13 protein-coding genes are annotated in these 10,960 nt (G+C 64.3%); 7 read left to right on the forward strand and 6 right to left on the reverse strand.

The annotated features are described in order from the left end of the window. Nucleotides 1–59 precede the first annotated feature (59 nt). Nucleotides 60–800 (reverse strand): methyltransferase domain-containing protein, encoded by a 741-nt coding sequence (locus tag FXB38_RS40410; RefSeq protein WP_148756461.1) that lies wholly within the window; start codon nt 798–800, stop codon nt 60–62. Between the two features lie 108 nt (nt 801–908). On the opposite strand from FXB38_RS40410, the gene gloB reads away from it, so the two are divergent. The 3 genes from gloB to FXB38_RS40425 all read left to right on the forward strand — a co-directional run bounded on the left by gloB (nt 909) and on the right by FXB38_RS40425 (nt 2,909). Continuing rightward, entirely contained in the window at nt 909–1,676 is a 768-nt protein-coding gene (gene gloB / locus FXB38_RS40415; protein ID WP_148756462.1) for a hydroxyacylglutathione hydrolase, read from the forward strand. 51 nt (nt 1,677–1,727) lie between these two features. After that, nucleotides 1,728–2,150 (forward strand): cupin domain-containing protein, encoded by a 423-nt coding sequence (locus FXB38_RS40420; protein WP_148756463.1) that lies wholly within the window; start codon nt 1,728–1,730, stop codon nt 2,148–2,150. A gap of 75 nt (nt 2,151–2,225) precedes the next feature. Further along, nucleotides 2,226–2,909 carry a flavin reductase family protein gene (locus FXB38_RS40425; protein WP_148756464.1) on the forward strand — a complete coding sequence of 228 codons (684 nt, stop codon included), beginning with the start codon at nt 2,226–2,228 and terminating at the stop codon, nt 2,907–2,909. Between the two features lie 6 nt (nt 2,910–2,915). Here FXB38_RS40425 and yddG read toward each other — a convergent pair whose 3' ends face one another. The 3 genes from yddG to FXB38_RS40440 form a co-directional block, all read right to left on the reverse strand. Beyond that, nucleotides 2,916–3,785, reverse strand: coding sequence for an aromatic amino acid exporter YddG (yddG, locus tag FXB38_RS40430; RefSeq protein ID WP_148756465.1), 870 nt, complete (start codon nt 3,783–3,785; stop codon nt 2,916–2,918). Between the two features lie 100 nt (nt 3,786–3,885). Further along, nucleotides 3,886–4,611, reverse strand: a complete 726-nt coding sequence (gene phbB / locus FXB38_RS40435) for an acetoacetyl-CoA reductase (RefSeq protein WP_085403614.1) — start codon at nt 4,609–4,611, stop codon at nt 3,886–3,888. 229 nt (nt 4,612–4,840) lie between these two features. Then, nucleotides 4,841–6,019: an acetyl-CoA C-acetyltransferase gene (locus FXB38_RS40440; protein WP_148756466.1), complete on the reverse strand. Its 1,179-nt coding sequence runs from the start codon at nt 6,017–6,019 to the stop codon at nt 4,841–4,843. 305 nt (nt 6,020–6,324) lie between these two features. On the opposite strand from FXB38_RS40440, the gene phaR reads away from it, so the two are divergent. Next, the gene (gene phaR, locus FXB38_RS40445) at nt 6,325–6,921 is read left to right on the forward strand and encodes a polyhydroxyalkanoate synthesis repressor PhaR (RefSeq protein WP_148756467.1); all 597 of its coding nucleotides are present in this window, start codon (nt 6,325–6,327) and stop codon (nt 6,919–6,921) included. A 105-nt stretch (nt 6,922–7,026) separates the two neighbouring features. Next, on the forward strand, nt 7,027–7,644 hold the full coding sequence (locus FXB38_RS40450) for a class I SAM-dependent methyltransferase (RefSeq protein WP_187435494.1): 618 nt from the start codon (nt 7,027–7,029) through the stop codon (nt 7,642–7,644). Nucleotides 7,645–7,650: 6 nt separating this feature from the next. On the opposite strand, the gene FXB38_RS40455 is transcribed toward FXB38_RS40450, so the two are convergent. Next, entirely contained in the window at nt 7,651–8,538 is an 888-nt protein-coding gene (locus tag FXB38_RS40455; protein ID WP_148756469.1) for a branched-chain amino acid aminotransferase, read from the reverse strand. A gap of 124 nt (nt 8,539–8,662) precedes the next feature. Here FXB38_RS40455 and FXB38_RS40460 point away from each other — a divergent pair, with 124 nt between their 5' ends. Next, nucleotides 8,663–9,598 (forward strand): alpha/beta hydrolase, encoded by a 936-nt coding sequence (locus tag FXB38_RS40460; RefSeq protein WP_148756470.1) that lies wholly within the window; start codon nt 8,663–8,665, stop codon nt 9,596–9,598. 7 nt (nt 9,599–9,605) lie between these two features. Here FXB38_RS40460 and FXB38_RS40465 read toward each other — a convergent pair whose 3' ends face one another. Beyond that, on the reverse strand, nt 9,606–9,854 hold the full coding sequence (locus FXB38_RS40465; RefSeq protein ID WP_148756471.1) for a hypothetical protein: 249 nt from the start codon (nt 9,852–9,854) through the stop codon (nt 9,606–9,608). 217 nt (nt 9,855–10,071) lie between these two features. Here FXB38_RS40465 and FXB38_RS40470 point away from each other — a divergent pair, with 217 nt between their 5' ends. Then, nucleotides 10,072–10,944, forward strand: coding sequence for a hypothetical protein (locus FXB38_RS40470; protein WP_148756474.1), 873 nt, complete (start codon nt 10,072–10,074; stop codon nt 10,942–10,944). Nucleotides 10,945–10,960 lie beyond the last annotated feature (16 nt).

Genomic DNA, 10,960 nt, shown 5'->3' on the forward strand with positions numbered 1-10,960 from the left:
GAACGCTTGTCCTGATTTTATGAACTGCATCGTCCCGGCCTGGCCGGGACGATTTGTTTTCAGGTCCGCGTCACCGTCGAGGACGGCACCAGCACCGGCTTCAAAGACGGAATCAGCCGCGCCCGTTCGCGCTTGGCCGGGATCGCGCGATAGACCTGCTTGGTCGCTTCGACGATGTGGACGCCGGCAAACGGCAGCGACAGCGCAGCACCGGCACGTTCCCACATCTGCGCAGATTTCAGCACCCATCGGCCCGCGTAAGGCGGCATGAACAAGGCCTCGCCCCAGCCGGTCGGCGTGAACCAGGTCTGGCGCAACAGGTCCGTGATCTGCGAGCGCGAATAGGGACGGCCATGGCCGAACGGCGTGTTGTCACTGCGCGTCCACACGCCGCGCCGATTCGGGATCACCGCCATGACGCGGCCGGACGGCGACAGCACCCGCCAGACCTCCCGCAGCAGCGCGGCCGGGTCGTCCGACATCTCGAGCGCATGGACCAGCAGGATACGGTCGACCGCGGCGTCGGGAAGCGGCAGCGAGAACTCATCGACCAGCGCAGCCAGCGCGGGCCGCCCAGTGGGCCATTTCAACACGCCCTGGGCCGCCGGCATAAAGGCGATGCAGCGCTCCGCGTCCTCGCGGAACAGGCCGAGATAGGGCGTCGGATAGCCGATGCCGAGCACGCGCTGGCCATCGGCATTCGGCCACCGCTCCCGGATGCCGCGATTGATCATCTGCCGTGCCACGATGCCGAGGCGCCGGGAATAGAACTCGCGAAGGTCGACGACGTCGATGGTCATGACGGCAATGTAACATGCACAAGGCGGCGGCTGCGCGCGGAATATTGCATTGCCTGCGCAGCGTTAACGCCATATTTGTCTGACGGGGCTGAGCGCGATGGAGATGACATGGCCGCCGAAATTCGTACTTTCAACTGTTTAAACGACAATTTCGGTTATCTGATCCACGATGTGGAAACCAAGGCGACGGCGTCGATCGACGCGCCGGAGGCCGGTCCGATCCTGGCGGCGCTCGAGCGCGAGGGCTGGCAGCTCACCGACATCCTGATCACCCATCATCATGGCGATCATGTCGGGGGCGTCGCCGAACTCAAGCAGAAATTCAATTGCCGCGTCGTCGCGCCGCATGACAAGACGACAAAGATCGCAGACGTCGACCTGCGCGTCGCCAATGCCGATGTGGTCAAGGTCGGCACGCTGCTCGGGCGTGTGCTGGAAACGCCCGGCCATACGCTCGACCATATCTCCTACGTGTTCGACACCGAGAAGACCCTGTTCGCCGCCGACACGCTGTTCTCGATCGGCTGCGGCCGCGTGTTCGAGGGCAGTTACCCGATGATGTGGGACTCGCTGTTGAAGCTGCGCGCCCTGCCCGACGACTTCAAGCTCTATTGCGGCCACGAATATACGGCGTCCAACGTCAAGTTCGCGCTGACCGTCGATCCCGATAACGCAGCGCTCCAGGCGCGCGCGGCGGAAGTGACGAGGCTGCGGGCAGAGAACAAGCCGACCATTCCCTCACTGCTTGGTGATGAGAAGCGAGCAAACGTGTTCCTGCGCGCCGATGAACCGTCGGTCGCAGCCAGGCTACACATGAAGGGCGCGGATGCCGCTGCGGTGTTCGGCGAGCTGCGCGAGCGCAAAAACAAGTCCTGAAGCACAGGTCCTGAAGCACAAGTCCTGAAGACCAAGTCCTGACGGGGATCGATGCCGACTGCAGCCGAGATCATCGCGCGCCTTGAGCTCCGCCCGCACCCCGAGGGCGGACATTATCGCGAGACCTTTCGCGACCAGACCACCGACGCCAATGGCCGCTCGCGCTCGACCCTCATCTACTTCCTGCTCGCGCGCGGCGAGCGCTCGCACTGGCATCGCATCGATGCGGTCGAGACCTGGCATTACTATGCCGGAAGCCCCTTGATGCTGCGCATCGCGCATGAGGGCTGCTCCCAGCACGAGGTGCGGCTCGGCACGGACCTCGTGAGCGGCGAGCGGCCGCAGGCCATCGTCCCGGCGGATGCGTGGCAGATGGCGGAGACCACCGGCGAATGGACGCTGGTCGGCTGCACCGTGGCGCCCGCCTTCGAGTTCGCAAAATTCGAGCTCGCGCCGCGGGGCTGGGAGCCGTAACGCCAGATCTGGAATCGGGTGGGTTCGATGCCTTTCCCCCATTAGGACTGCGCTTCCAATCAATAGGAGCGCACGATGCATGGAACACTCGATCCCGCCGCCGTCCAGATCGACCCGGCCATTTTATATTTCGGAACGCCGGTCGTCCTCATCGGGTCGACCAATGACGACGACACCTACAATCTCGCGCCGATGTCGTCGGCGTGGTGGGTGGGATGGCGTTGCATGCTCGGGCTCGCAAGCAATTCCAAGACGACCGAGAACATGATGCGCACAGGCGAATGCGTGCTCAATCTGCCGTCTGCGGACCTCGTCGCTGCTGTCGACCGTCTCGCCCGCACCACGGGCTCGGATCCCGTGCCGCCAGGCAAACTCTATCGTGGCTACCGGCACGAGAAGGACAAGTTCGGCTTGAGCGACCTGACGGCGTTAGCCGGCGAGACAGTCAGTGCGCCGCGCGTTGCCGAATGCCCGGTGCAGATGGAAGCGAAGGTCGCGCATGTGCACGGGATGGCGCAGGACGATGCAGTCTGGCGCAGCCGTCTCGTGGCGATCGAGCTCCGGATCACCCGTGTTCATGCGCATCCCGACATCATGATGGACGGCGTGGACAACCGCATCGATCCCGACAAATGGCGGCCGCTGATCCTCAGCTTCCAGGAATTCTATGGCCTGACGCCGCAACGTTTGCGGCGCTCAGAGCTCGGACAGATACCGGAAGCGAAGTACCGCCCGTTGGGCTGGCAGCCGGCGCTTTGATGCGCCTCATCGCTTCCGCAGCACCATGTCCTTTGCCGCAATCAGGCCGCCGCCGGCGATCAGGATTGCGGCAATCGCAATGCTGGCGCTGGCTTTGGCAAATCCGGCGGCGATGAGAAAGCCGGTCGAGAGCAGCGGCGTCGCGTAGGAGGCGGCGCCGAGCACGCGGATATCGCCTCGTTTCATGCCGATGTCCCAGGCGTAGAAGGCAGCGCCGACGGGACCGACGCCGAGTGCGATCACCGCGAGCCACTGCAAATTCGTCTCGGGCCACACCGTCGTTTCAAGCAGACAATGCATCAGCGCGGCGAGCACTGACGTGGCGAGGCAGAAGCCCGCGACCGCATCGGTCGGCACCGCCTTCAATCGCCGCGACAGCACCGAATAAGTCGCCCAGACGAAGGCGGCGACGAATGCCGCGACCAATCCCGGCACCGCGCCCGGCGCGAAGCCGGAGGTATTGCCGGCAAACAGCAGCACGGTGCCGACGAGGCCGAGCACGGCGCCAATGACGTGATGCGCGGCGAGCCGCTCGCCCGGCAGGAACGACGAGAACAGCACGATCAGCAGCGGCCACATGTAGTTCAGAAGGCCGGCTTCGGCCGGCGGCGCGAAGCGCAGCGCGAGGAAATACAGCGCGTGATAGCCGAACAGGCCGCCAACGCCGACGAGCCATACGATGAGCGGCTGACGCAGGCTTTTCGCGGCGTCGCCGCGGCCGATCCAGGTGAGCAGGCCGACGAGACCGCCGATCGCAAAGGTCATCGCCGCAAGCTGGAACGCGGGGATCTTTCCGGTCGCCACCGTCATCACTGACAACAGCGACCACATCAGGATCGCGGTCAGTCCGATCAGTGTGGCGGTGCGCGGGGTCATGAATCAAAGGCTCTGAGGACGATGATGCCCGGCACGAGGCCGGGCATGTTCGTCTTCACTATCGCCTTGTCACGCCCAACGCTACAGGCTTGACGCCATATCAGGCGTGATACTGACCGCCATTGATGGTCAAGGTCGAGCCGGTGATGAAGCCAGCCTCGTCGGCCGCCAGGAATACGACCGCGCGCGCGATCTCTTCGGGCTCGCCGAGCCGGTTCACCGGGATTTGCGGGATCACGTTCTTCTCCAACACGTCCTTCGGCACGGCCTGCACCATCTCGGTGTTGATATAGCCAGGCGCAATGGCGTTGACCGTGATGCCGCCCTTGGCGTTCTCGATTGCGAGCGCCTTGGTGAAGCCAATGTCGCCGGCCTTCGCCGCGGAATAATTGACCTGGCCGAACTGGCCCTTCTGGCCGTTGATCGACGAGATCGAGATGACGCGGCCGAACTTGCGCGCACGCATGCCCTCGATCACCTGGCGGGTCATGTTGAACAGCGAGCCGAGATTGGTGTTGATCACCGCGTTCCACTGCTCGAGCGTCATCTTGTGGAAGGCGGTGTCCCGGGTGATGCCGGCATTGTTGACGAGCACATCGACCGGGCCGAGCTCGGCCTCGACCTTCTTCACGCCTTCGGCGCAGGCATCGAAATTGCTGACGTCCCATTTGTAGACGGCGATGCCGGTCTCGGCCTTGAACTTCTCCGCCGCCACATCATTGCCGGCATAGCTCGCCGCGACCTTGTAGCCGGCCGCCTTCAGCGCCTTGCTGATCGCAGCTCCGATGCCCCGGGTACCACCCGTCACCAATGCAACTCGTGCCATGTCGTATTCCTTCCCTTGGACTCTTCGGACGTTTCTGAGCGATCGTTTTTAGGTACGGATTATGCGGTTGCTTTGACGGACATCAAGAACAAAACGCCCGGCATTGAGCCGGGCGTTTGTATTTAGTCGAGGCTTGCGCGGTTGCGAAGAATATTTGATTTGCAACCGCCGCCTTTTTAGTCGCGTGCAACGCACTCACTGACGCGTGCAGCGCACGCGTCGGTGATCTTCAGTCGCGCGCGATGCACATCGCGATGCCCATGCCACCGCCGATGCACAGCGTGGCGAGGCCCTTCTTCGAATCACGCTTCTGCATCTCGTGCAGCAGCGTCACCAGCACGCGCGCGCCGGAGGCGCCGACGGGATGGCCGATCGCAATCGCGCCGCCATTGACGTTGACCTTGGAGGTATCCCAGCCGAGGTCCTTGTTGACGGCGCAGGCCTGCGCCGCAAAGGCTTCGTTGGCCTCGATCAGATCGAGATCGCCAACGCTCCAGCCGGCCTTCTTCAGCGCGGCACGCGAGGCCGGGATCGGGCCCGAGCCCATGATCTTCGGATCGACGCCGGCCTGCGCCCAGGACACGATGCGCGCGATCGGCTTCTTGCCTTCCTTGGCGGCTTGCTTCGCGGTCATCAGCACCACGGCGGCAGCGCCGTCATTGATGCCGGAGGCCGAACCTGCGGTGACCGTGCCTTCCTTCTCGAAGGCGGGCTTGAGCTTCGCCATCCCGTCAAGCGTTGCGCCATGGCGCGGATATTCGTCGGCGCTGACGACGATGTCGCCCTTGCGGGTCTTGATGGTGACGGGGACGATCTCGTCGTTGAACTTGCCGGCCTTCTGCGCGGCCTCGGCCTTCTGCTGCGAGGCGACCGCGAACTCGTCCTGCTGGGCGCGGGTGATCTGCCACTGCCGCGCGACGTTCTCGGCGGTGTTGCCCATGTGGTAGCCGTTGAAGGCATCCCACAGGCCGTCCTTGATCATGGTGTCGACGAACTCGACCGGGCCCATCTTGACGCCGCCGCGCAGATACTGGGCGTGCGGAGCCATGCTCATGGATTCCTGGCCGCCAGCGACCACGATTTCCGAATCGCCGTTGAGCAGCGCCTGGTAGCCAAGCGCGACCGTACGCAGGCCCGAGCCGCAAAGCTGGTTGACGCCCCAGGCCGGACTCTCGACCGGAATGCCCGCGGCGATCGAGGCCTGGCGGGCCGGGTTCTGGCCCTGAGCCGCGGTCAGGATCTGGCCCATGATGACTTCGGAGACCCGGCCGGGCTCGATGCCACCGCGCTCCAGCGCGGCCTTGATGGCGATCGCGCCGAGATCGTGGGCGGGAAGGGTCGCGAACGCTCCGTTGAAGCTTCCGACCGGGGTGCGGGCGGCGCTGACGATGACGACATCGTCTGACATGGGCATCTCCTGGGGTTGAATGGGGGCAGACGGGGCTGGGAAATGGCTCGCCAGTCTCGAACGGCATCCTGTTAACGTCGTTGCGGCATGTCAATCGGCTGGCGACCGAATTCATGCCGCAGCGCATTCAAAATAGCGTTCTTGGCGATTTCGCAAGCACGTTTTTGCTGTGCGATTAACCGTGCCGCACAAAACGGTAGCGTGCCCCCTTTGAAAATGCTTATTTTGTTGCGTTGCGTACTCTTCCCGCCCTGCGGCATTGGCCCTGCAGGTTCCCGTTCTCAGCGTCTTTGAAGTGAGAGCCCATGGCGAAATCAGACCAACCCACCACCATCAAGAAATACGCGAACCGCCGGCTCTATAACACCGGAACGAGCACTTACGTGACGCTGGAAGACCTCGCCGCCATGGTCAAGGATGGCGAAGATTTCCTGGTCTACGACGCCAAGACCGGCGACGACATCACGCGCTCCGTGCTCGCCCAGATCATCTTCGAGCAGGAGAACAAGGCCGGCCAGAACCTGCTGCCGACCACCTTCCTGCGCCAGCTGATTCGCTTCTACGGCGACAGCATGCAGATGGTGGTGCCGAAATATCTGGAGCAGTCGATCGCGACGCTGACCCAGGAGCAGGAGAAGTTCCGCAAGCAGATCGCCAACTCGCTGTCCGGAACTCCGTTTGCGCCCTTGGAGGAACAGGTCCGCCGCAACATGGAGCTGTTCCAGCAGACCTTCTCGATGTTCAAGCCGTTTGTCCCCACCGCAGGCCGTCCCGCGGGCACGGCGGAGCCAGAACCGGACGCCAGCGCCGAGCCGGCCAAGGACACCAACATCGACGATCTGCGCCAGCAGATGAAGGACATGCAGGAACGCCTCGAAAAGATGTCGAAGAAGGACGAGTAGGTCTCTCGTCCGCACCGGCGCGTCCGCATGCGGCGGGCGCGCAAACGACCGATTGATTGCGGCATAGCCACGTCGCCGCGATACCGGCCAAGGCCGGAGCCCACCATGTCTGACCGAACCACGCACTGGCAGAATGTCTACGCCACCAAGGGCGAGGCCGAGGTCAGCTGGTTTCAGGACAACCCGGCGATCTCGCTCGAGATGATTCGTGCGGCCAGCCCGAATCATGACGCCGCCATCATCGATATCGGCGGCGGCGCATCGCGATTGGTCGATGCACTGCTTCAGGACGGACAGCACAATCTCGCCGTGCTGGACCTTTCCGCCAACGCGCTCGACACAGCGAAGAAGCGAATCGGCGCGGCCGCCTCAACGGTCGACTGGATCGTCGCCGACGTCACCGCATGGCGGCCGGCGAAGATCTGGGACGTCTGGCACGATCGCGCCGCGTTTCACTTCCTGACCGATCCGCACGACCGGGCCGCTTACGTCGAGCGCTTGCGGTCGGCGGTTGTGCCGGGCGGGCACGTGATCATCGCAACATTCGCGCCCGACGGCCCGGAGAAATGCAGCGGCCTGCCGGTCCAGCGGCATGACAGCACGAGCCTTTCGGCGGAGCTCGGGCCGGAGTTCGAGCTGGTCGAGACGCGCAACGAGACGCACCACACGCCGTGGCATTCGACGCAGGCGTTTCAGTTCAGCCGGTTTCGGCGGCGGGGCTAGCTCCCGTCAGGCCGCCAGCTTCACCGCATGCGCAAAATCCCAATAGAGCTTGCGCGCCCTGGTATAGAGCGGGCCCGGCTTCAGCTCGCGCGCGTCGATGCGAATCACCGGCGCGACCTTTGCGAAATTGCCGGTGGAGAAAATCTCGTCGGCGGCAAGGAAATCCGCATAGCGCAGCGTCTTCTCGACCACGGTGACGCCGTCACCGCGGAGCAGGCCGATCACGCGCTGGCGCGTGATGCCGTTGAGGAAGGTGCCGTTCGGCACCGGCGTGAAGACCACGCCGTCTTTCGCCATGAACACGTTGGAATTGCCGAACTCCGCGACATTGCCGAGCATGTCGAGCATCAGAGCGTTCTGGAAGCCGCGCGAGGCGGCCTCCGCCAGCGCCCGCGAATTGTTCGGGTAGAGACAGGCGGCCTTGGCTTCGACCGGCGCGCATTCGGCGGTGGGCCTGCGGAACGGCGAAAGCGTGATCGCGCTGCCGACCGGTTTCGGCATCGGCGCCTCGTAGATGCACAGACACCAATTGGTGGTTTCAGGATCGAACAGCACGCCGCCGCCTGCGCCGTTCTGCGCCCAGTACATCGGACGAACATAGAGCTCGGCGTTCGGCGCAAAGCGCGCGATGCCTTCATTTGCGAGCGTAAGCCAGGTGCCGGCATCGACCACCGGCTTCAGGCCAAAATTGATCGCGGATTGATTGGCGCGGGCGACGTGACGGTCGAGATCCGGCGCCACGCCCTCGAATGCGCGCGCACCGTCGAACACGACCGAGCCGAGCCAGGCCGCATGCGTGCGCGGCCCCATGATCGGCACGTTGCCGTCATGCCATTTGCCCTCGAAGAAGATCCAACTCGGCGAATATTCGATCGGCTTCCTGATCTCGGCCATGACCGGCCTCCTCTCGAAAAATATCCGGGCACTATTGTCCCAATTTCTAAACGATTTGCTGCCGGGAAGCACCAACTCTCGCATACCGGGAGGTTATAGTGTCAGGCCCTTCACGGAGTTTGCCATGCCGCTCGATCCGCTCGCAAAGCGCTTGTTGACCATGATGGCTGCGGCTACGCCGCAGGCGCGGAGCCGGCCGAGCGTCGAGGCGCGGCGACAATCGCTGGCGAAGCTGATGCAGCTCGCGCGCACCGAGGCGCCGGATGTGACGGCCTCGGACGGCAAGTTGCCCGGCCCTGGCGGCGAGCTGCCCTATCGGCTCTATTCGCCGGCGTCTGCCGGCGAGCGCGCGCCGGGCTTCGTGTTCTTTCATGGCGGCGGGCTCGTCGCCGGCAGCATTGCGACGCATGACCGTATCGCGGCGGCACTGGCGCATGCGACCGGCTGTCGACTCGTTTCGGTCGACTACCGCCTCGCGCCCGAGCACAAATTTCCTGCTGCTGTCGATGACGCGATCGCCTCCACCGAATGGGTCGCGCGCAAAGCTTCATCTCTCGGCATCGACGCCGAGCGGCTGGTGGTCGGCGGCGATTCCGCCGGTGCGACGCTCGCTGCGATCGTATGCCAGGAAGAGGCGCAGAGCGCCGGCCTCTCCATTGTCGCACAATGCCTGATCTGCCCGGTGCTGGATTTCGAGGAGACCTCGCCCTCGCGCGAAGCCTTCGCCGAGGGACATCTGATCGACCGCACCACCATCGAGGCCGATCTGTCAGATTACCTGCCCGAGGGCCTGGATGCCGCCGATCCCCGCATCTCCCCACTGCGTGCGACGCGTCTCTCAGGCCTGCCGACCGCAATCATCCACACCGCCGAGTTCGACCCGATGCGCGACGAGGGCAATGCCTACGCGCGCAAGCTGCTCGCCGCGGGCGTCGCGGTCGAGCACGTCTGCCATGACGGCATGGTCCACAATTTCCACGCCATGGGTGCGATCCTGCCGCAGGCGCAGCTCGTGCTGTCGCAGATCGGCGAGCAGGTCAGGCGCGCGGTGGAGAAATGAGGCGCGACTACGCCCGTGCGTCGAGCACAGCGCGCGCCGCCACAAGATACTCGCGCCAATGCGCGTCGGCGTAACGCTCGGCCTGGTGCGCGCAGGCGATATCAGGCGCATGTGCTGCGGCGATCGTGCGGGCAAAGCGTTCTTCGGCCACCGTCGCGCCGTGGTCCGCTTGTGTCGCAGCGAAGACGGGGGCTGCGGATGGAGCCACGGCGAGCCCCGCTAGTCCGGCAAGCAAGATGCGGCGTGACGTGTTCATCGCTGTCGTCCTCCATTGTCCGGCCTGCACTGTGGCGGGCGAGTGTGTGTCAGCGCGATCACGGCAGGGTAACCGCGCGCATGCGCATCGTCCATGGTCCGCAGATAGACCTTGACCACACGAACGATCACGTTCCATCTAGCGGGCGGTTCCGTCACCAGATCGCCACGCGTCGGATTGTCACGTGTCCCACCGCAGCCCAACGTCCGGCTCGGTCTTGCGCGCTGTCGCAACAGGACTGCTGTGTCTGACGATCCCGGCGGGCGCTGTCTACGCCGCCGATGGGGACGAGGACACGGCGGCAAAGTCCGTCGTCCCGAACATCTACCTCGATCTTCGCACGACCTATGCAACGATCCCTGCGGGCACGCTCGGGCTCGGCTTCGGCAACACCTCGCTCTCGGCCGCGTTCGAAGCGCTGGCGGCACAACGCGGCGCGACGCTGCCGAACGGCTTGCCGGCCGCGAAATCGATCACCGTCGACCTGCCGCTGACCGTGGACGTCAGCGATCGCGTATCGCTCTATGGCGGTGTATCAGGTTCGACGACGGATATCGGCGGCGGCTGGTCGACATTCGACATCACCAGTTGGAACATCGGCGTGCAGGCCGACCTCTACCAGCAGAACGGCGGCAGGATCCCGACGATCACGTTGCAATCCACGCTGACCCAATCGGTGCCGAACGAGCAGGGCATGACGAATTCGTTCAACAACATCCTGGAATTCGACTACGCGCTCGACAAGGACGAGACGCGCGGCTGGCTCGCCGGCGTGCAATACACCCACACCGACATTGCCAGCCTTGTTGCCCGGATCAGGCCGAACACAATCCTCTACGCCGGCGGCTATTACCAATGGCCGAGCAACTGGAAATTCACCGGGCGCCTCGGTGTGCAGTCGTTCGGCGGTGCGCAGCTCGCAGGCCGGACGCTTGCGGAGCCGTTCACCCAGCCGATCTTGCGCCTCGACCTCGACCGCATGGATGACAATGACAACCGCCTGTTCGGCATCACCGCACAGATCGCGTGGATGCCGAAGCCGTCCTACCAGATGACGCTGCGCACGCCGCTTTATGCCGTGCGCCACTAGTCATCTGGAACCCAAG

The organism is Bradyrhizobium cytisi, from assembly GCF_008123515.1.
GTDB lineage: Bacteria > Pseudomonadota > Alphaproteobacteria > Rhizobiales > Xanthobacteraceae > Bradyrhizobium > Bradyrhizobium cytisi.